The organism is Legionella sp. 27cVA30, assembly GCF_024160945.1.
GTDB lineage: Bacteria > Pseudomonadota > Gammaproteobacteria > Legionellales > Legionellaceae > Legionella_A > Legionella_A septentrionalis.
Genome location: NZ_JAMYXK010000001.1, coordinates 758,174 through 778,648, shown reverse-complemented (window position 1 = coordinate 778,648; position 20,475 = coordinate 758,174). Strand labels below are relative to the sequence as shown.

The following is a 20,475-nucleotide window of genomic DNA, read 5'->3' as shown; positions in this document are numbered from 1 at the left end:
AATCCTTAATATAAAAGCAGAGAGTTTAAAATAGGGCCAACGTTGAAAATTAACAGGTTAATAGTGCAAATGCAATCCTGATGCAGCAGCAAGTGCTGCCGCATCAGTTCTAAGCAGAAATTATTTCAAATTACGCAACACATACTGCAGAATACCGCCATGCCGGTAGTATTCCAGTTCATTGGCCGTATCGATACGGCAAAGCACATCCGCTACCTGCTCACTGCCATCCTCGCGGGTGATGGTAAGTTTTAGAAAAGCCCGTGGAGCTAACGTATCATGCAAAGCAATACTGATACGTTCTTTTCCGTTTAATCCCAGGGTTTTTCTGCTGACTTCCGGTGAAAATTGTAAAGGCAATACACCCATGCCAATCAGGTTTGAACGATGAATGCGTTCAAAGCTTTCAGCAATTACCGCTTTAACCCCCAATAAATTAGTGCCTTTAGCTGCCCAGTCACGGGATGAACCTGTACCATATTCCTGGCCGGCGATGATAACCAAATCTTGATGTTCCTGTTGATATAACATGGCGGCATCATAGATAGGCATGATTTTATCGGTCGGGATATGGCGAGTGACGCCTCCTTCAACACCAGGAGTCATCTCATTGCGGATGCGGATATTCGCAAATGTACCGCGCATCATCACTTCATGATTGCCGCGGCGCGAGCCGTAGGAGTTAAAATCAGCCTCATCCACACCTTTTGCTTTTAAATACAAGCCGGCAGGTGAGTTGGCTTTAATTGAACCAGCGGGTGAGATATGGTCTGTGGTGATTGAGTCGCCTAGTAAAGCCAAAATATATGCATTGCGAATTGGCTTAATTGGCTCAGGTGTTTCTTTTAAATTTTGGAAGAAAGGAGGATGCTGGATGTAGGTTGAATTTGCATCCCAATTATACGTTTTGCCTGCGCCTGTATTAATGGCTTGCCAGTGTTCGTCCCCTTTAAACACATCAGCATATTCTTTTCTAAACATGCTGCCGCTGACTTTTGCAACTTCTGCAGCTACTTCGGCATTACTTGGCCAGACGTCTTTTAAATAAACAGGATTGCCATCTCTATCCGTTCCTAACGGATCATGGCTTAAATCCAAAAGCGTGGTGCCGCTTAAAGCATAAGCTACTACCAGCGGTGGGGAAGCCAGCCAGTTTGCACGAACTTGCGGGTGTACCCGGCCTTCAAAATTACGGTTACCGGATAATACTGAACAGACGACGACATCGTTTTCATTAATGCAATCAGCAATTGGAGGCGGCAAAGGGCCAGAATTTCCAATGCACGTGGTGCAGCCATAACCGACCAGATTAAAACCTAATTCATCCAGATAAGTTTGTAATCCTGCATGCTTTAGATAATCTGTGACGACTTTGGAGCCAGGGGCTAGGGAAGATTTAACCCAGGGTTTGCGTTGCAAGCCTTTTTCTATGGCTTTTTTAGCCACTAGCCCTGCAGCCATTAAAACGCTTGGGTTTGATGTGTTCGTGCAACTGGTAATAGCAGCAATAACTACATCACCGTGACGCAGGGTAAAATCCTCCGCCTTTACTTCAAATTCTTCATTTTTTTCTATTTCCTTACCGGCTTGGCTCAAAAAATTATTGAATTCGGCAGACAAGCTTTGCAGGTTCACCTTGTCTTGCGGGCGTTTGGGACCGGCAAGCGACGGTTCAACTGTAGCCAAATCGAGATTCAGTGTGTCTGTAAATACTGGATCTTGCGCATTTTGGTCATACCATAAGCCTTGGGCTTTACAATAATTTTCGACCAAGGAAATCGTATGTTCATCCCGGCCTGTTAAGCGCAGATAACGTATTGTCTCTTGATCTACTGGGAAAAAGCCGCAGGTAGCTCCATATTCTGGCGCCATGTTTGAGATGGTGGCACGATCAGCGAGCGGCAATTCAGCAAGACCAGGGCCATAAAATTCCACAAATTTACCTACGACCCCTTTTTGGCGCAACATTTGCGTTACAGTTAACACCAAATCGGTTGCCGTGATTCCTTCCCTTAATTTTCCGGTGAGTTTAAAGCCAATCACTTCAGGTATGAGCATGGATACGGGTTGGCCCAACATGGCAGCTTCCGCTTCAATTCCACCCACTCCCCAACCGAGCACTCCCAGACCATTAATCATGGTGGTGTGTGAATCCGTACCGACTAGCGTATCCGGATAAGCATACAGCATGCCATTTACTTCACTGCTCCATACCGTTTTGCCTAAATACTCAAGGTTAACCTGATGGCAAATGCCGGTGCCTGGCGGCACCACTTGAAAATTGGCAAATGCTTTTTGCCCCCAGCGCAAAAATTCATAGCGCTCCTGGTTTCTTTGCATTTCAATAGCGGTATTTACTTCCATGGCATCTGTTGTGGCAAAACGATCCACCATGATGGAATGGTCAATAACGAGGTCTACCGGGGATAAAGGAGAAATTTTCTCAGGATTGTCACCCATTTTCTTAAGGGCGTCGCGCATTGCGGCTAAATCAACTACTGCGGGCACGCCTGTAAAATCCTGCATGAGTACGCGTGCTGGGCGATAGGCAATTTCATGCTGGGAACTCTTGGTTTTAATCCATTCTGCGATGGCTTGTATATCTTCTGTTGTAACCGTCGTGCCATCTTCGAAACGTAGTAAATTCTCAAACAACACTTTGAGAGAATAAGGAAGCTGATTAATTCCTGGAAATTTGCTTTCTGCTTTTTTAAGGCTGAAATAATGATAAGTTTTGCCATCAATTTGTAGTTCGCTTTGGGTGGAGAGACTATCTTGACCTACTTTCATAAAACCGCTCCTGAATTCAAAACTGCAATCATAGCTGAAAATCAGGAAATTTTCATGAGATCTCCTCCTTGCCGAAGGAGATCTCTTGGAAGACTGTATATGCGGATATTCGTTATTTAATAGCAGCGGCGGGAACAGCGTACAACATTACCCCAGCGGTTCACAAAACAACTTTTTTGACAACGTGGGCCAATGCGGTACCAATTTGTCCAATAACCACCGTAGCCTGGTCCATAGTGATATCGGGGGTAATTACGGTTATAGTAACGTCTTGGATGGTTAGGGCCATAATAATAACTCAAAACCATTGGAGAGGCTGTTAATCCCGTAGTATAACCTGTAGACGGGGCTGCCTTTACTGTTGGAGAAAATGATACAATCAACAGTAATAAAGAGGAAAGAAAAAGAGAAGATGAAAACATTTTATTCAAATGACACTCGTTGTCCATAATTTCATTCCTTTGATCAAATATTGTTCTTTAATTATAGATATTATTGCGCAAAAAACAACATAGGATATTGAGCTTTAGAAACGAACTGGACCAGTGTTCCTTGAGAATGAAAATAAATTAAAAAAATATTTTTTGTGTTGAACTATAATACATAGTGTACAACTCTCAAACAAGGATGATATCATGAGAAAGATTCTAATTCCCGCTTTTGTCTTTGTTGCCAGCGTTGCTCTTTCTGGTTGCGGGGTGTACGCGACTGGTTGCGGTACCACCTGTCCCACAACAAGGTATGTGACAACGTATACAACAACATCTTGTTGTGCAACTTGTGATCCCTGCTATGGCTATGGCTACAGCTGGTATTAATTAAAAGCTTAATTTTTTGTCTGGGGCAGCATTACCGCCTCAGATAGTTACCCATTCATCCCTCACACGAGCCTTAAGACTTTCTCTAGAAGCTTAATCATTTATATCTTTTATATATCTTTGAGTTGACTAGTAGGATAATTTACAATATTGCGAATCTTTTCTGCCACAAGCTCATTGAATTGGTTAGAAACTGAGGATAACGGCAATGGAGCCCATTGCTTAATGCACAGGAGGTGTATCCATGGATTCATGTTGTTCTAAAGTTCGCCTGCTTTTACTTGCCCTGCTGCTATTGGGATTTGCCAGGCTTACCCATGCTGATTCTTCGCAAACACTCACGAGTTTTAAGGCTGCAGCAGTCGCATACGATCCGGCCTGGGGTGATTTGCATGGGAATATCAAGCGCATGGTGGAGGGAGTTGCAGGCTTGGGCAAGCAAGGCGTGAAGCTCGCTGTATTACCAGAGACTGCAAACATGGGATACATCTTTGCTGATTTTGACATGGTACGCCCATATCTTGATACGGTGCCTGGAAAGGCGACCACAGCATTGGCCGAAGTAACACGCAAGTATCATATGTATGTGGCAGTTGGGCTTGGTGAATTTGATCCGGCCAGTGGGCTGGCTTACAATACGTCCGCCTTGGTTGGCCCCCAAGGTTATATTGGCAAATATCGCAAACATGGACTCAATGCGCAAGATCAACGCTGGGCTGTTACCGGAAATGGTGGATTCCCGGTATTCGATACCGAGCTTGGACGCATCTCATTGCTCATATGCTATGACGACACCTATTGGCAGTACGCACGCTTAGCATTGCTGCATCAAGTGGATATCATTGCCTGGTCAAGCGTCTCCGACCGGGTCATGCCCGGCACCCCAGCTGCAAAGGCGAAAGGAGATCATTCCACCATAGCAAGCGTGCAACACCTTTCAGCTGATACCGGTGCCTGGGTGGTGGCAGCAACCCGTAATGGAATTGAAACGAACCCAATCACCAAACAGCAGTTATATTACAATGGTGGCTCCAGTATCTGGGATCCTTTAGGCAATAAGGTTGCCCAGCTGCCTGTGCTACCGCCGCAGGTGCTTCCTTCAGGGGTTCATGGGGTTGCCGTGGCGACGATCATGCCTGCAAAATCTGCGCCGGTGCGGGCAAAACTTCTTAAGCGCCGACGCCCGGAAATGTATGGCATACTAGCTCTCCACCGCGCGCCCACCGATCCAGTAAATGGTGGTAGGCAGCCACAATCGCTGCATTTGACTATTGAAGCTGGTGATCTTGCAAACTCCGCTACGGCAGTGTGGTCACCACCCAAAAAGAATGGTCTTGCTATTTTGCCCATATTGTTTCATTACGGGCCAAATTTATCTGCTGCAGAATATAGAAAACTTGGTGAGCCGCAAGGCGGGCCATCAGAGAAGATACTCAGCAATCTTGCCAGGCAAGGGCAGGGGTACGTGGTTGGCAGTTATCCTGAGCGGACCAATGAGGCTATTTATCATACGGTTGCTCTGGCTGAGCCATCAGGAAAGATCATTGCCCGCTACCGCGCCACGCATCTAGGCTCAAGTTCCTGGGCTATGGCAGGTAACCAATTCATTGTGGTTCCGACACCAATAGGGCGTATTGCCCTCGTGCTGGGTGAAGAGCTTGCCGTGCCTGAAGTCTATGGTGTGTATTCGGCGCTGCGCGCTGATATCCTCGCAGCCCCCTCTGGTAGCTGGCAAGGAGAAACGTTATTGCAAATCGATCCTAAATTGTATACCACGCCTTATCCACCTGGAACTCCTTATGCACCTTATTCTGCTGCAAAGATGGGGCAATTCTGGGTTGCCGCGGCAGGATGGGGCACTAAATCACAGCCGTCAGCTTTCCTGCTGGGTCCTGAGCCTGTTATTGCAACGCCACCTCATGCAGTCATGGCGGGCGATGTGTTGAACATAGAAGTAACAGCACCATGGCCTGGGACATGGATCAATCAGCAACAGCTCATTGGCGGTCAGCAGCCCTGGAATACATTGCCATTAGTATTGGCAAAAAATAATCCCTGTCTGGCTACCTGGAGCCATGATGCTGGATGGAACTCAGCCTGCTGGTAAAAGCTGTTGTGGTCGGGGTTGTTGTTGCATGCCAGTAGGTGTACAAACCTATTTTAAATCTTCATGACTTTCTGCGGACATGGCTTGTCTTATACCACGGTTGCAATTAGATTGGTTAAGATTAACTTTGCATAGCCATTCCTTAGTTTTAGTTATTGTTAAAGTGATTTATTTGTAAAAAAAATAACGTGTTAATTTTTTGTTAATCTAAACGATTTAAAATTTCCCAATCTTTTATCTTTTATATATGCTCATGGGAAAGGTCATTCTTATACATGCCAATTGTCATAACTCTAAGGCTAAAGGCGATTTTGCTTTCGCTGGTAATATCGCAAAAGATTTGATTTTCGAATTTAATCGGCAAGCCATAGAAGGCATGGACGTTATTTTAGTAAGCACCATTGCTGGGATATCACGATTTGAAAGCCTGTATGGAACTGCTGTTGACGGGCGAATTATCATAGAAGGTACCAGCGTTGGCTTGTCTTCTCTTGAGAAATTCGATGCGGTTGACAATACAGTTGTCGCTTTTATTGATGCCAATCGCTGCAAATATTCGGCGGGAGAACTGGTAAAAAGAGTATTGTCTCCCGAGAGTAAATTTTTATTTGTAGGAAATGTCAATCAGGAAGCTCTTGCAAGTTTGTTTGATCAAACCTGCTACCGTATGCAAGCCCAGAAAGAACAACCCGGCGTCTATGAATCTTTTAATGAAAAAGACATGCTAATTGGCAGCGCTGGTCTTGGTCCAGACCGACTGGGTTTGCCAGCCATTGCCCAAGCGATCAATTTAAGTGCTTTATCTTCTGAAGAAAGGGAAATGTTGCCGCAAGGAAGCTATGGCTTTATGTACCTTGCTGCTGTGGATAGTTCCAAGGATTACAAGCTGATTGCTCAATATATTAAGTTAAGCGGTCATAATCAGTATGTTCTTGTCGGGGATTTTAGTAATAGGCAGTATGATATTCGTTGTGCTTATGAACAGGATACAACGTTGGATATTCCCAACAAATATCTGCCGCAAATTAAATATCATCAATCATTGCCTAATCATGTGATGCGTAAAGCAGTAGCCAATGCAGATGGCTCTTTGGTTTTATCAACTGGAGTTACTAGTACATTGGAAGCCATGCGGGATAGTAAGCTTACCTATTATCAAGATATGGATAATAATCAAGAGTTTGTGGCAGCTTATTTACTCGCAGTAAAATCCATGATTACAAGTGATGACTCCTTGTTTGGTGCCTTGCCGCAGTTAATTATAGAACTGTCCCATTTGCTTTTTGCCAGTAAACCACTGAACAAGGTGGATGCAGAGCGAACACGGGATTTATTACAAATATCTTTAGTAAACTCCAAATTAATTCGTGCAAACCAAACGATTATTGAGAAGGCTAGTGGAAAAATTGCAGCAAGGCTTCTTAGCTTTATAGGCAGTGCGCGGCAAACTAACGATCAAATTCAATTTGCTACTATTTGCGCGTCTTTACGCAAGACAGAAGAACAAAGTAACCCGGCTGAGGATCAGGCTTTAAGAAGGGCTGCAGCCTGGGATAGGTTATTTGAACTTAAAGTGCTGCTTAAACACATTCCTGTTACCAACTTGGATAAAACAGATGCTGTCCATGAGTTTACGGCGTTACATTGGGCTGTTTTGAGAAAAAATTTAGATTGCGCGCGAGCATTAATAAATGCAGGGGCTTCTTTGGATCGCCAGGATAAAGCTGGGCAAACTGTGCTACACAAAGCTGTAAAAAATGGCGATAAGCCAATGATAAAATTACTTATCGAGGCTGGAGCTTCTACGGAGATTGTGGATAAAAATCGCAAGATTCCTGCGGAGTGCAGTCCTTATCAGGATATTGTGTTCTTCATGAAAGAATGCCACTCTCAATTTCCAAGCAAATATTTATAATAAACATGCAGCCGCAACTATTTTAAGCAAGCATTAAGCAGGTTCGGCGCGCAAGGTTAAAACGTCGCAATTTGCATGGTGCACCACCGCGTGTGCCGTGCTACCTAGAAAAGAGGGTAGTTTGTTAGGCGTATGGCTGCCAATGATGATTAAATCGCAGCCTAATTCATTTACCTTATTCAAGACATGCATTTTAATCGAACCTACTTCCACGAATTGCTGAGAGGCCGGAATATTAAGCGCTTCCCCTAAAACATTCATGACCATCCAGGCATCGTCTTTGACCGGTTGATCAAATTCTGCAAAACCAAGTCCTTGTGCTAATTGTAACGAGGAGGGAGGTTCAATAACGTGCAATAAATAGAGTTTTGCATGAAAGCATTTTGCGATTTCTGCTGCTTGCGCGCACATGCGAAAATGGCTTCCGCTTAAATCAGTTGGATGCAAGATATTTTTATACACAGGTTCCCTCGTACGAAAAGCAGCCACAATTCAAGTGTAGTTGATTTCTTTGAAAAATATCAACTTTTCTCCCTGATAATGTAACGTTTACATTTCTCAAGATGGGTGGAAATTAATGTGCTATTTGGCAGACTTGCTTGCGGAGTTATGCTGAGCAAGGGAACAAGAACAAAATCACGCTGCAACATACGCGGGTGCGGAATGGTTAATTGTCGGGTATGCATCTGTCTTTTGCCATAAATTAGGATGTCGACATCAAGCGTGCGCGCTCCCCATTTTTTCCTTCTAACCCGGCCATGTTGCTTTTCAATTCGCTGGCAAAAACGCAACAATTCAGCAGGCGATAACGAGGTAGAAAGCTCTACCACCAAATTGTAATAATTAGGTTGCGCGCGCGAGCCGGCTACTTGGCTGCAATAGCACTTGGATGTTTTAGTGAGAACAGACTTTGGTAGCTTGTTAAGTTTTGTTAAAGCAAGCATTAATTGGCGCTGGGGCGAACCTAAGTTACTGCCTAACCCCAGATAGCAAATCGTCATGAAGTAATTTTTGGTTTATACCGACGTCGCTTGCGTGATTTAACAGGGGGGAGTGCTGCAATCATGTCTTGCTGGCCCTGTGAATCGGCATCTTGAAACGTAGTCCACCATTGTGCCAACTCCATTGATTCATCACCAGCCAGGGCGCGCAGGGCGAGGAAGTCATAGGCTGCACGGAAGCGTGGATGCTGCAACAAATTGAAGGCACGATTTCCGCTGCGCTTTGGAAAACGATATTGCATAATCCAGATTTCGCGAATTACTTGGGTGTATCGCTTAGGAATGGTAACGTAGCGATTTTGGTCTGCAATAACTTGCGACATGGCCTTTTCCAAGGCAGGTAATGGATCCATACCTGTTTCCCTTAATTTGGCCGCTTTATCCAGCATGGGGAACCAGAGGATAACGGCAAACAAAAAAGCCGGTGTAACGGGTTTGCTATCGCGGATGCGTATATCCGTATTTTCCAAGGCGATACCCATCAGGGCATTTATTGGATAAGAGCTTGGTAAAAGTTGATGCGTTTGTGGAAAAAGATGAGCAAACAAACCATATTTCACCAATAAACGGTGCACGGTTTCAGCTTCACCGCATTGGTAAAGTTTTGACATTTCATCAAACAGGCGAGAACCGGAGACGTGGCGTATCAATTCGCTTAATTCGCTTAATGGTGCGGCGGTATCTTGCGCCAGCTCAAAATGCAATTTTGCGCTAAAACGGATGGCGCGTAACATACGAACCGGATCTTCCTGATAACGCGTTACGGGATCACCAATAATCCGGATTAAACGCTGTTCAATGTCTTTAACACCGCCTGTGAAATCCAGAATGGAAAAATCTTCAATATTGTAATAAAGAGAATTAACGGTGAAATCACGACGCCAGGCATCTTCTTCGAGCGTGCCATAGACGTTATCGCGGATAAGCATGCCGCGGTCATTGGTGAGCTGATGCGAATGCGCTGGTTCATGGCCGCGAAAGGTAGCAACCTCAATGATTTCACGATGAAAAATGATGTGAACGAGTTTAAAACGCCGACCAATGATGCGCGCATTACGGAATAATTCTTTAATTTGATTTGGTGTTGCATTGGTGGCAATGTCGAAATCTTTCGGCGCTTTTCTCAATAAAAGATCGCGAACGCTGCCGCCGACTAAATAAGCTTCAAATCCGGCACTGCTTAGACGGTTAAGAACTTTAAGAGCATTGCTGCTTATGTCGGTCTTGGAAATTTGATGTTGGTTGCGCGGAACGGCAAACGTGGATTCAACCGGAGATTTTTTTTTCCTGGTTTTACGCAACAGTTTTTTAATTAACGTGATGATTGTAGCCACCTGCACTTATATGTATCGCGTCCGTATTATACCCAAGCTAAGATAGAAAGTGAATTCTTCTCTACCATTCATCCTGCTGCATTTATTGTTTATAAAAATTAAAAGCATGCAAAAGAAATAGCAAATAGTAAAAAATGCTTGCTGACTTGCAGCAAATTAATGCTACATAGGTTTGGTATTGAGCAATTTATCAAACTCGCCTGCCACTTGCCCGACCATTTTTTGGCGCCTGGTTTCAGCAAAGAATGCGCTGCCAGTGATTAAAAGCTTGCCCACGATAACCAAAAGGCCGAGGCCTGTGGCTGCGATGAGGATGTTGGCAAGGATTGGTTTCCAGCGGGCCCGGTGGGTGCTTAAATCTTGATAAGTTTGCACCAGTTGTTGTTTAAAGCTGTTTTGGATTGTTTCTATGGCTTTGTCATCTGGATTGAGGGCATTTTTCGCCGCGAAATAAAGGCAGGCAAGGTTTTCCAGTGCATCGGCGGCTGCCATGGCTTTTTCCCCTTCCAGGGTATTTTTATCGGTAGCATTTTGCATGCCTTTTTCTTGCTCTTGCTTTTTATTTTCTTTATTTTTGTTTTTAATGGTTTCGCCGTATTTTCTTAAAGCTTGCAAGCTCGTTAACAACTCCGTAGTTTTAGGGTCTTGCCGGTTGAATAATTGCACGATCTCTTCCTTTCCTGCAAGGAAGGCAAGCTCGTAGGGAGAGATGGGAATGTTTTCTTTATTGGCTTTTTGCTCCAGGAATGTCTTAATTCTTGCCTCTATTTTTGGTGGGATGGCTTCCCCAGGGGTTAAGTGGGGGGCAATCAATTTCCTTAACTGATTTTCTGAACTAAACTGATTTTCTGAACTAAGTCGCCATGCTTCATCTTTAAAATTTATATTTAACTCAAGGAGCGTTTCAACAATCGTTGGTTGATCCCGAAGAATGGCAAAAAGGTATGTGTCATTGCTTACCACTTCATGTTTAACAAGTTCCAGGAAGGTTTCTTTTGAACCATATCCCGTCGCCAAGCCAAGAGGCGTATGGCCACACTTATCTTTTTTTGTCATATTGACACCTTTAGCCGCCAATGCAGGTATGAGGTGCGCCTGGTTAGTTAGGGCGGCCATATGAGCTATGTTTTGTCCCTGGTTATCTTCTGCATTCAAATCGAACCCTTTGGCCGCGAGAAATTCAATTACTTCAAGTTGTCCGCTTTGGGCTGCGACGTGTAGAGGTGTTAAACCATTTTTATTTTTCTTATTAAAATCAATCCCCTGAGCCATGAATTTTTCAATGAATTCTTTATGGCCTTTACCGGCAAGAATATGGGCAATGGTTTGCCCATCATCATCCTCAAGCAATAAATCCACTCCTTTTTCTTTAAAAAGGTCCAGGATAGTTTCGCTGCCCACATCCGCTGCATCGTGGATGGCGTGACGACCATCATTGCTTCTTTTATTGGGATCCACATTGTTATCACTTAATAATTTAACTATGACATGTACTTGGTTCCCCAATGCTGCATAATGAAGCGGGGTCATGCCGGATGCATCGGGTTCATTTAAATCCGCCCCTAATTGCTTAAGGGTATCCAGAGCTTTATCTTGCCCACCGAAAGCGGCTATATGGGCAGGTGTTAATCCATCTTTATCTTTTACGTTAAGAGGAACTCCTTGTTGCTGCAGTATCCTAATGGCTTCGCATTTACCATTTAAAGCAGCGGCATGCATGGGAGTCATACCATTATTATCTCGGGCCTTATGTAAATCCACCTGATAGTTGGAAAGTATTTTGAGAACTTCGGTATGGCCATTCTGGGCAGCTAGCCAGGCAAGATTGAGTTTATCCTTCCCATAGGTTTTATTGAAGTTCGCCCCTGCCTCACCAAGCTTTAAGAGAGTATCGGTATCTCCATCTTGGGCAGCGATATAAGCTAAATCAATTGCATCGGCTCCTGTTCGCTGAATCATCTCCGCGCTGAGGTTATGTGCTGATTTAAACGCAGCAAATTGTCCCTTAAATTGTGCGAGGTTCGCATGATCACCTGTAGTGAATAGCTTTACATTAAAAGGTGTATGGTATGAAAAATTAAAAGCAAGCCTTATATGGGTAGTCAACAAGTTTGTGTCATTTTTTACAGCTTGAGGTGGATATTGGTTAATATCCATAAACCTCCAGCCTTTTCCTTGTTGATAGGTGAGTGCGATGGCATGATTGTAATTCCCCAGCATGAAGCCGACTGTTTGTTCGGGATTTAGATTTTTATCAAGAAAAGCTGCCATTTCGTCGAAATATTTTATCATTTCAGTGCTGGAGAGTATCATCGCTTGCGAATAAACCTGCTGCAAGCCACCTTTTTTAAGGATGGAATCAGAGGCAGCAATTGGAGAAATTTGTTCTATTTCTCCCTGCACCAAACCTTCTGTAAACAATGGGTAATCACCAGGTTGATGGTATAGAGCAAGGCTTTCGTAGAAAGCCAGAATATCGAAAATTTCCTGTTCTTCCTGGTTTAAATCTTCTTCAGTGGGCGGTTTCTTTGAAGCTATGATCTTCTTTTTTAACGTGGTAATTTTTTCCGGAAATGCCTCGCCAAGTTGGTAATATTCTTTTATCTTTTCGCTTCGTGCTAAAAATTTTTTTTCATCTTCTTCACCAGCTAAGCAAGCTTCCAGCCAGCGTACGGAAAAGCCATGGCAAACCCCCTTGGCTTTTTCTTCAAAGTAGCCAAGCCTTTTTCCAACTTCGAGCACATGAGTATGCATAAACTAAAGCCCAATATGGCATTTATTTGCGCATTATAGCAAATGGATAACCATTAAACCAGTTGTTTGATAAGTAGACTTTTTAGTAGAAACGGCTAGATATATTCTAGTTCTTACCAGAAATAAAAGGTATGATTAACGGCATTTGCACTCAGTTAGAAATGAAATGGAACTTCTTGATATTATCTTAAGCTTATCTGCTTTAATCATTTTAGAAATTGTTCTGGGGATAGATAACCTGGTTTTCCTGTCCATTCTTACCGAAAAATTACCGCAAGCTCAACGTAAAAAAGCGCGTCGCTGGGGGTTAACTTTTGCCTGGGTAACGCGTTTATTATTACTGGCTTCTGCAGTTTGGTTGGTTAAATTAACTAAGCCATTCATAACCATGGGTAATTTCAGCTACTCCGTACGCGATCTGTTCCTATTAGTAGGGGGCGGGTTTCTTATTGCCAAGGCTACGCAGGAAATCCATTATGAAGTAGGAAATGGCGAAAAAGAATTTAAAAAAATCCACCAAGTATCGGCTACTTTTCGCTCGGTAGTAGTTCAGGTTGCTTTGATGGATATTATTTTCTCTTTAGACAGCGTGTTGACAGCCGTGGGACTTACCAGCCGTTTTTGGGTCATGGCTGCTGCAATAACTTGTGCTATTCTGGTTATGATTTATGCAAGTGAGCCCGTGAGCCAATTTATCGAAAAGTTCCCTACTGTAAAAATGTTGGCATTGAGTTTTTTAATTCTAATCGGTATGGTGCTGGTAGCAGATAGCTTTGCTTTTCATATACCGCGAGGTTATGTGTATTTTGCCATGGGATTCTCATTAGGAGTGGAGGCGCTTAATCTCATCAAGCGGACTCGACATAAAAAAAAGAAATAGGTTCATGATGTTAGTTGTAAAAGCATTTCATATCATTGCCGTGGTTGCCTGGTTTGCCGGTTTGTTTTATCTACCGCGCTTGTTTGTTTACCATGCTGAGGCAAAAGATAGAGTAAGCATTGAACGGTTTAAGATTATGGAACGGCGTTTATATTATGGCATTACCTGGCCTGCTGCGCTGCTGACGACTGGTTTGGGAATATTCCTGATTTTTTATAACCCATCCTATTATTTAAGGGCAGGCTGGATGCACGCAAAAATTAGTTTGGTGGTGTGTCTTTGGATCTATCATGTTGTATGTGGTCAATTTGTAAAGAATTTTGCAAATGATATTAATGGCAGGAGCTCAACTTTTTATCGTATTTTTAATGAGCTCCCCACGCTTTTGTTAATAGCAATAGTGCTTTTGGTTGTGGTTAAACCCTTTTAGTGGGTCAGATTTCCACCATTTCAAAATCTTCCTTGCCGGCGCCGCAATCAGGACAAAACCAGTTTTCAGGAACGTCTTCCCATCGGGTTCCGGCGGCGATGCCATCTTCTGGCCAGCCTTCCTCTTCATCATAAATAAAACCACAAATAACACAAATGTATTTTTTATAGGGTTGCATAATCACTGCTCAGTAAAAAAAGTGGTAATTTAGCCAGAGTCAAGACCGATGTAAAGGTTTCTCTCTGGAATCTTGGCAATTTCTTTTTTTCTATCTACGCTTAAGGAGGCTAATCGCTATTCATAACATTAAGGAGAATTTTATGCATACCAATGGATCAGTAGTGAAATCAAAAGATGTAGTGGGAACAAAGGTTAAAAACCAGCAAGGCGAAGATTTAGGCCGCGTTGAGGAAATTATTCTTGATAAAGAAGAAGGGTATGTCCATTATGTTGTTTTATCATTTGGTGGATTTTTAGGCATGGGAGATAAATTTTTTGCTATGCCTTGGGAAATTTTTACTTATGATCCAAATGAAGAATGCTTCGTCATCAATGTGGATAAACAAAAACTCGAAAATTCACCAGGATTTGACAAGAATCATTGGCCTGATATGACCAGTGCTCAATGGCATCAAAACATTCATAATTACTATGGCACCCACCCACGCCACAATGGGGCTGGCCGCATTTAAAAAATTCACCCTGAGGAAGGTATCCTCAGGGTAATTGCAACCTGGGCATTAATGATGTGCAGCTTTTTTCTTTTCTTTTTTGTGTCCGTGAAAAGAGGCATCTTGTTGTGCCGCGATTTTTCCATCGAAAGTTTTCACTTTTGCAGATGAGGTAACTTTTGGTTTTCTTTTGCGGGCTTTCCTTGTTTCTGCAGCGATTTCAAGTTCAGATTCCAATGCATGCGTTACTTCTTTTAAAATTTTAATCAAGCGCTTTTTTTGAGCTTTATCTGAAATATTCCATGCATCTTTATCAGCCCGTTGATGGGCAACCTTGAATTTTAAACCAGCCAATTCCGTCGAATAGTCATTGGCATTTAATTTTTCCACGATTTGATGTGCTAAAATATACCAATGGTATTTTGTTCCCACCGGGACACCCGAGCCTTCCGGTGCTTTGCCTTTTCTTCTTTTAGTCACCGCATAATGAATTTCCCATTCATCCGGGGTAATTTTGGTTTCCTTCCAGGCTCCTTGATCATAAATCCAGGAATGACTGCGGCCCACTTTCATACCTGTGTAGCGTCTGCCTTCAAATTCTTTAAATTTGTTGTAAGACTCTGTAAGAGCATTTTTTTCCTCTGGGTGAGGTGACTTATCCTTGGCGTTCATCGAGTGTTCCTCTCAAAATCTACTCAGATTATATTAATTTTAGCAAATTTGAGAGGTAGCCATGCGCAGATACTGATATAGATAGATTTGCCCTGGTTATCGCTTACATGCTCTAACCAGGATAAATTTACATAATAGTGTATAAAGCGGACAACCCGACGTAGTTGCCAGAAACTTGTTGATTAAAGCGGATATTAAATGCAGGCAAATTAGCATTCATTTCCTGGTAGCGGGTGTAAAAATAATCTAACCCTACGCCAAGATTGTCGTTAAAGGCATAATTTATGCCTGCCCCAATACGTCCCCCGAATTTGTTTTCATCCGCGCGAAAAGTAACCCCGCTGGTGCCGGGCGCTTGATAAATATTTAAGTTGGCATAAGTCAAGCCACCGCGTGCATACAGCAACCAATCATCATTAAAGCGGTAGCCCGGTAATATATCGGCCGTTACGTAATCGTGTACTTTCAACGTGTCGTTAAAGGTTAATGAAGTAACGCTTACTCCAGGGCGGTTATAAATGGTTGCGGAGCGGCGGGGAAAATAAGTACCTACTTCACCCCCCAGAAAAAAACCTGTATCCATGGTTCCGCCATAGCCTAGAAAAACATTGCCAAGCGCGCTGGTATTTTTTTGAACCGGGCTTTTAATCGTGAAGCCGGTCACTGTATTTTTAGTGGAGAGGTTAAATTGGTCAAAAGAAGCGCCTATACCTGCGCCAGCATAAATACCCTCACGCGTATTTGCTTGGGAAGCGGTGGCAAGAAGAATGCCCAGGCAAGCTAAACTAAGCTTTTTCCATTCTTTTTTAATCACTTTTTTATCTCCAGAATTTCTAACAAACTGCGTAGGGTATGAGAAAAAAATTTTAATGGCAAGTTTTAAATGCACATGCTGCGTAACTCCATCGCACGGGATGAAATTGCTGACATCAATTCAGGAGAATTACAGAGTTTTGGCCATTATCCTTAAATGCAGGTAAAATGCCGTGCAAAAGAAGTGGAGTTTATTATGAGCCATTCACATGAATTATTTATGCAAGCCTTATCATTACTTCCTGGCGGAGTGAATTCGCCGGTACGGGCATTCAAAGGTGTAGGCGGCGAACCTGTATTTTTCAAACAAGGAAAGGGAGCTTATATAATCGATGTGGATGATCAACAATACATTGATTATGTAGGGTCTTGGGGGCCGCTGATTTTAGGCCATTGCCATCCTGCTGTTATCGAGACAGTTAGCCAGGCATTACATTGTGGTATGAGTTTTGGCGCCCCTACCGAGCATGAAATTCTGCTGGCCCGAAAGATCATGCAATTAATGCCGGCTATTGAAAAAGTGCGCATGGTCAATTCCGGGACCGAAGCCACAATGACGGCGATACGTTTAGCGCGTGGCTATACCAATAAAAACAAAGTCATAAAATTTAACGGCTGCTATCACGGGCATAATGACAGCTTATTGGTAAAAGCCGGGTCCGGTTTATTGACTTTGGGCATACCGGCAACCCCTGGCATTCCCGCAAGCATCACTGAGCACACATTGACTGCCGATTTTAATAACCTCGAGCAAGTAGCTGCATTATTTGCAGCCTTCAAAGATGATATTGCTGCTGTAATCATCGAGCCAATTGCCGGGAATATGGGGTTTGTGCTGCCCAAAATGCAATTTTTACAAGGGTTGCGGGACTTGTGTGATCAGTATCAAACCCTATTAATATTTGATGAAGTGATGACTGGGTTTCGCGTGAGTTTAGGAGGCGCGCAAGCACTTTATGACATTACCCCTGATCTGACCACATTAGGCAAAATCATTGGCGGCGGCATGCCAGTAGGTGCAATAGGCGGGAAAGCGGAAATTATGGATTGTCTGGCACCGGTAGGCCCGGTTTATCAAGCCGGAACTTTATCCGGAAACCCTCTGGCCATGGCCGCAGGACTGGCAACTTTAACGGAAATTGAAAAACCTGGTTTTTATGAAAATCTGTCTTTTATTTCCAGCAGCTTGATTGCCGCATTGAAAGAGGCAGCTGCTTCTCTTAATATCCCTTTTTGGGGCGCCGCAGTCGGCGGTATGTTCGGTTTTTGCTTTAATGATAAAGAGGAAATTTTACATTATAAGGACGTCGCTTCTTCTGACGAGATGCTGTTTAAAGCTTTTTTCCATGGCATGTTGCAACAGGGCGTTTATTTTGCTCCTTCCATGTATGAAGCGGGATTTGTATCGGGTGCCCACCAAATTAAGGAAATCCAGTTGACGCAGCAAGCGGCAGAACGTGTTTTACTGCAAATTTTACAGCGGAAATAAGGAACCGTGAGTTCATTTTTTCAACCCATTCAAACTGCGAAACTAATTTGGCGAGAAGGGCTTCCTTACTCTGCTGTTTTTAATGATATTTATTTCTCTACAGAAAATGGCTTACAAGAAACCCAGCATGTGTTTATTGAGGGAAATCAATTATTATCCCGCTGGGCTGAACTTGCGAATTGCAAGGCGACTCATTTCATTGTTGCAGAAACCGGGTTTGGCAGTGGCTTGAATTTTTTGCTGACATGGTTTTTATGGAAAAAATACGCCCCTCCCTTAGCCCGGCTGCATTTTATTTCTTGCGAAAAATATCCTCTCACTTATGAAGACTTGGCTAAATGCCTTGCCCTATGGCCGGAGTTAAACGATGAGGCTTCTAGCTTGCTAAAAAGCTATCCTGTTTTAACGCCGGGATTTCATCTTTTATCATTTGACGAAAATCGCGTGCAATTGACTTTAATGTTGGGAGATGCTTTGGCTTGCTATCAGCAATTGCTGGTATGTGGGGATAAATCATTGGAAATGAAACTGCGCACTGCTTATGTGGATGCCTGGTTTTTAGATGGTTTTGCACCGGCTAAAAATCCTAATATGTGGGATGCTGAATTATTGAAAATCATCGCACTTTTATCCAGATCACATACCACATTGGCGACTTTTTCTGCAGCGGGTGCTGTAAAGCGTGGTTTGGAGTCCGTTGGATTTACAGTCAAGAAAAAAGGTGGCTATGGTCGAAAGCGGGAAATGGTGACAGCAGTTTTTCAAGGAAAAGCCGCGGAAAGCAGCAAGCGACACACCCCGTGGCAAGCGAGTGCGCCGTTATTTTATAAAGAAAAGCGGGCAATTATCCTGGGCGCGGGACTTGCTGGGTGTTGCATAGCTTATGCCTTACGCCGGCGGGGTTGGTCTATAACGATTCTGGATGCTTGTGGAGAAGCCGGGCAGGGTGCTTCCGGGAATCAATATGCAGTTTTATACCCTAAACTTTCTGCTTATCGCTCGCCATTAACTGAGTTTATGTTAAGCGCATTTCTCCATGCCATCCGTTTTTATCAACAATTACTGCAGACTTGTTCTTTCGGTGAATTAAACGGCATTTTACAACTTGCTTATAACGATAAAGAAATTGCCATGCAACAAAGCTTGCAGGAATGGCTTGCTCATTACCCCGCACTTGGGACATTAGTTGCCAAAAATGAAGCAGAACATTTGGCTGGCCTTGCGCTAAAGACAGGAGGGCTTTTTATTCCCAATTCCGGATGGATTCATGCTGGGGTTTTGTGCCGACATTTATTACAGCTTGCTGAAGTGCATGAGATTGAACCAATCCGGGTCAAGGAATTGCAGTTTGCAGAGGGTAAATGGCATGCGGAAGGGCACAGTGCTGAAGTATTGGTTCTTGCCAATGGTTATCAGGCACGTCAATTTGCAGAAATTGCATACCTCCCGCTTAAAGCCATTCGTGGCCAAATGAGTACTATTTTAAGTAATGAAGAAACAGCCAAGCTAAAATTGCCATTATGTGGGAATGGTCATGTGTTGCCCGCCAACCAGGGAAAACATGGCATTGGGGCAACTTATCATTTGGACAATACGGATATAGGCAACTATGCGGTTGATGATGCCGCAAATTTGAAAAAATTAAGTCAATTAACTTTGGCAGATGTTTGGTCCAGGCGAGTGATTAAACACTGGTCCGGTATCAGGGCTGCAACCCCTGATTATTTGCCTTTGGTAGGGCCTGTTATGCAGGCAAATCTGTTTAAAGAACAATTTGCAGATTTTGCAACCAATGCAAAACGTTGGCTCCCGGCTCCAGGCCCTTCCTATCCGGGTTTATACATTTGTGCCGGTTTTGGCTCGAGAGGATTGACAACTATCCCACTGAGCGCTGAATGGTTGGCTTCCCTCATTAATCATGAACCTGAAAGTCTGCCGCGCCATCTCATCCAAGCCATTTCTCCAGCACGGTTCCTATATCGGGAATTAAGCCGCAACAGAAATAAAACATGACAACAGGCAAAATGTGTTGCATCCATCCTGAAATAAAATGATAAAGTCTTGTAAACTCTTTTATCTGTGTTATTTTTTCCGAAATTTTTATGCCGGTTTCGTGTTCGGGGTGGAGACGTTTATGTATTTTAAAGCTGGTTTATCTTTAATAGGGTTTCTGTTATTAACCGGATGTGTGACGCCTCCTCCGGCAGACGTTAATAACGTTTGCCGTATTTTTAAACAATATCCTCGCTGGTATGCTGATGCAAAAGATGTGGAGCGCCGCTGGCGGGTTCCAGTTGCTATTCAAATGGCTATTATTCATCAAGAATCTAAATTTAATGGCAGGGCTCGCCCGCCCCGCACAAAATTGTTATGGGTCATTCCATGGACGCGACCCTCTTCAGCCTACGGCTATACTCAAGCCTTGCAAAGCACTTGGGCGAATTATAAAGCTGCAAACGGGGGTTTATTATCTGCACGTGATGATTTCGGTGATGGTGTCGATTTTATCGGTTGGTATGCTAACCTTGCTTATCGCAAAGCGGGGATCCGGCGTGATGATCCTTATAATCTTTACCTGGCTTATCATGAGGGAGTGGGCGGGTATCAACGTAAAACTTACCTGAAGAAAAAATGGTTAGTGGCAGTGGCTCACAAAGTAAAGGCACGTGCACAAATCTATCAAGCCCAGCTTGCATCATGCCAGAAATCCCTGCATGGAAAATCATGGTATAAACCTTGGTGAGACTTTCTAAGTGACAACCGTAATTTGAAACGGTACGATATGATACCTCGTAAAACTG

Annotated in this window: 17 protein-coding genes; 8 read left to right on the top strand and 9 right to left on the bottom strand. The window is 43.5% G+C overall.

Features of this window, described 5'->3' with window-relative positions; genetic code table 11:
• Positions 1–120: 120 nt before the first annotated feature.
• Positions 121–2,790 (bottom strand): aconitate hydratase AcnA, encoded by a 2,670-nt coding sequence (gene acnA, locus NKV53_RS03505; protein WP_126954327.1) that lies wholly within the window; start codon positions 2,788–2,790, stop codon positions 121–123.
• Positions 2,791–2,950: 160 nt separating this feature from the next.
• The gene (locus tag NKV53_RS11885; protein WP_256478739.1) at positions 2,951–3,079 is read right to left on the bottom strand and encodes a hypothetical protein; all 129 of its coding nucleotides are present in this window, start codon (positions 3,077–3,079) and stop codon (positions 2,951–2,953) included.
• Between the two features lie 773 nt (positions 3,080–3,852).
• Between NKV53_RS11885 and NKV53_RS03500 the strand changes: the two genes are divergently transcribed.
• Positions 3,853–5,715, top strand: coding sequence for a carbon-nitrogen hydrolase family protein (locus NKV53_RS03500; protein ID WP_126954328.1), 1,863 nt, complete (start codon positions 3,853–3,855; stop codon positions 5,713–5,715).
• A gap of 253 nt (positions 5,716–5,968) precedes the next feature.
• A complete protein-coding gene (gene ankY, locus NKV53_RS03495; RefSeq protein ID WP_126954353.1) occupies positions 5,969–7,630 on the top strand; it encodes a Dot/Icm T4SS effector AnkY/LegA9 in 1,662 nt (553 codons plus the stop codon).
• A gap of 33 nt (positions 7,631–7,663) precedes the next feature.
• Here the strand turns inward: ankY and NKV53_RS03490 are convergent, their stop codons facing one another.
• From NKV53_RS03490 to NKV53_RS03475, 4 genes are all read right to left on the bottom strand, one after another.
• Positions 7,664–8,092 carry a universal stress protein gene (locus NKV53_RS03490; RefSeq protein WP_126954329.1) on the bottom strand — a complete coding sequence of 143 codons (429 nt, stop codon included), beginning with the start codon at positions 8,090–8,092 and terminating at the stop codon, positions 7,664–7,666.
• 59 nt (positions 8,093–8,151) lie between these two features.
• The gene (gene folK / locus NKV53_RS03485; protein WP_126954330.1) at positions 8,152–8,631 is read right to left on the bottom strand and encodes a 2-amino-4-hydroxy-6-hydroxymethyldihydropteridine diphosphokinase; all 480 of its coding nucleotides are present in this window, start codon (positions 8,629–8,631) and stop codon (positions 8,152–8,154) included.
• Positions 8,628–9,935, bottom strand: coding sequence for a polynucleotide adenylyltransferase PcnB (gene pcnB, locus NKV53_RS03480; RefSeq protein WP_371923167.1), 1,308 nt, complete (start codon positions 9,933–9,935; stop codon positions 8,628–8,630). Before pcnB ends, folK begins: the two co-directional genes overlap by 4 nt.
• 192 nt (positions 9,936–10,127) lie before the next feature.
• Positions 10,128–12,719, bottom strand: coding sequence for an ankyrin repeat domain-containing protein (locus NKV53_RS03475; protein WP_126954332.1), 2,592 nt, complete (start codon positions 12,717–12,719; stop codon positions 10,128–10,130).
• A 166-nt stretch (positions 12,720–12,885) separates the two neighbouring features.
• Here NKV53_RS03475 and NKV53_RS03470 point away from each other — a divergent pair, with 166 nt between their 5' ends.
• Both NKV53_RS03470 and hemJ read left to right on the top strand, forming a co-directional pair.
• Positions 12,886–13,599, top strand: coding sequence for a TerC family protein (locus tag NKV53_RS03470; RefSeq protein ID WP_126954333.1), 714 nt, complete (start codon positions 12,886–12,888; stop codon positions 13,597–13,599).
• Positions 13,600–13,606: 7 nt separating this feature from the next.
• The gene (gene hemJ / locus NKV53_RS03465) at positions 13,607–14,029 is read left to right on the top strand and encodes a protoporphyrinogen oxidase HemJ (RefSeq protein WP_126954354.1); all 423 of its coding nucleotides are present in this window, start codon (positions 13,607–13,609) and stop codon (positions 14,027–14,029) included.
• Between the two features lie 4 nt (positions 14,030–14,033).
• On the opposite strand, the gene NKV53_RS03460 is transcribed toward hemJ, so the two are convergent.
• Positions 14,034–14,207 (bottom strand): rubredoxin, encoded by a 174-nt coding sequence (locus tag NKV53_RS03460; protein ID WP_126954334.1) that lies wholly within the window; start codon positions 14,205–14,207, stop codon positions 14,034–14,036.
• Between the two features lie 142 nt (positions 14,208–14,349).
• Here NKV53_RS03460 and NKV53_RS03455 point away from each other — a divergent pair, with 142 nt between their 5' ends.
• Positions 14,350–14,721, top strand: coding sequence for a PRC-barrel domain-containing protein (locus NKV53_RS03455; protein ID WP_126954335.1), 372 nt, complete (start codon positions 14,350–14,352; stop codon positions 14,719–14,721).
• A gap of 48 nt (positions 14,722–14,769) precedes the next feature.
• Here NKV53_RS03455 and NKV53_RS03450 read toward each other — a convergent pair whose 3' ends face one another.
• Both NKV53_RS03450 and NKV53_RS03445 read right to left on the bottom strand, forming a co-directional pair.
• Entirely contained in the window at positions 14,770–15,372 is a 603-nt protein-coding gene (locus NKV53_RS03450; protein WP_199737855.1) for a hypothetical protein, read from the bottom strand.
• A 127-nt stretch (positions 15,373–15,499) separates the two neighbouring features.
• The gene (locus tag NKV53_RS03445; RefSeq protein WP_158614990.1) at positions 15,500–16,261 is read right to left on the bottom strand and encodes an outer membrane protein; all 762 of its coding nucleotides are present in this window, start codon (positions 16,259–16,261) and stop codon (positions 15,500–15,502) included.
• A 120-nt stretch (positions 16,262–16,381) separates the two neighbouring features.
• On the opposite strand from NKV53_RS03445, the gene hemL reads away from it, so the two are divergent.
• From hemL to NKV53_RS03430, 3 genes are all read left to right on the top strand, one after another.
• Positions 16,382–17,674: a glutamate-1-semialdehyde 2,1-aminomutase gene (hemL, locus tag NKV53_RS03440; RefSeq protein ID WP_199737852.1), complete on the top strand. Its 1,293-nt coding sequence runs from the start codon at positions 16,382–16,384 to the stop codon at positions 17,672–17,674.
• Between the two features lie 6 nt (positions 17,675–17,680).
• Entirely contained in the window at positions 17,681–19,687 is a 2,007-nt protein-coding gene (gene mnmC / locus NKV53_RS03435) for a bifunctional tRNA (5-methylaminomethyl-2-thiouridine)(34)-methyltransferase MnmD/FAD-dependent 5-carboxymethylaminomethyl-2-thiouridine(34) oxidoreductase MnmC (protein ID WP_126954338.1), read from the top strand.
• Between the two features lie 121 nt (positions 19,688–19,808).
• Entirely contained in the window at positions 19,809–20,417 is a 609-nt protein-coding gene (locus tag NKV53_RS03430; protein WP_126954339.1) for a hypothetical protein, read from the top strand.
• Positions 20,418–20,475 lie beyond the last annotated feature (58 nt).

What these genes read in the sequence shown, in the direction of transcription:
- acnA (WP_126954327.1), bottom strand. Translation starts at nt 2,790, where the DNA reads ATGAAAGTAGGTCAAGATAGTCTCTCCACCCAAAGCGAACTACAAATT.
- NKV53_RS11885 (WP_256478739.1), bottom strand. Translation starts at nt 3,079, where the DNA reads ATGGCCCTAACCATCCAAGACGTTACTATAACCGTAATTACCCCCGAT.
- NKV53_RS03500 (WP_126954328.1), top strand. Translation starts at nt 3,853, where the DNA reads ATGGATTCATGTTGTTCTAAAGTTCGCCTGCTTTTACTTGCCCTGCTG.
- ankY (WP_126954353.1), top strand. Translation starts at nt 5,969, where the DNA reads ATGGGAAAGGTCATTCTTATACATGCCAATTGTCATAACTCTAAGGCT.
- folK (WP_126954330.1), bottom strand. Translation starts at nt 8,631, where the DNA reads ATGACGATTTGCTATCTGGGGTTAGGCAGTAACTTAGGTTCGCCCCAG.
- NKV53_RS03475 (WP_126954332.1), bottom strand. Translation starts at nt 12,719, where the DNA reads ATGCATACTCATGTGCTCGAAGTTGGAAAAAGGCTTGGCTACTTTGAA.
- NKV53_RS03470 (WP_126954333.1), top strand. Translation starts at nt 12,886, where the DNA reads ATGGAACTTCTTGATATTATCTTAAGCTTATCTGCTTTAATCATTTTA.
- hemJ (WP_126954354.1), top strand. Translation starts at nt 13,607, where the DNA reads ATGTTAGTTGTAAAAGCATTTCATATCATTGCCGTGGTTGCCTGGTTT.
- NKV53_RS03460 (WP_126954334.1), bottom strand. Translation starts at nt 14,207, where the DNA reads ATGCAACCCTATAAAAAATACATTTGTGTTATTTGTGGTTTTATTTAT.
- NKV53_RS03455 (WP_126954335.1), top strand. Translation starts at nt 14,350, where the DNA reads ATGCATACCAATGGATCAGTAGTGAAATCAAAAGATGTAGTGGGAACA.
- NKV53_RS03450 (WP_199737855.1), bottom strand. Translation starts at nt 15,372, where the DNA reads ATGAACGCCAAGGATAAGTCACCTCACCCAGAGGAAAAAAATGCTCTT.
- hemL (WP_199737852.1), top strand. Translation starts at nt 16,382, where the DNA reads ATGAGCCATTCACATGAATTATTTATGCAAGCCTTATCATTACTTCCT.
- NKV53_RS03430 (WP_126954339.1), top strand. Translation starts at nt 19,809, where the DNA reads ATGTATTTTAAAGCTGGTTTATCTTTAATAGGGTTTCTGTTATTAACC.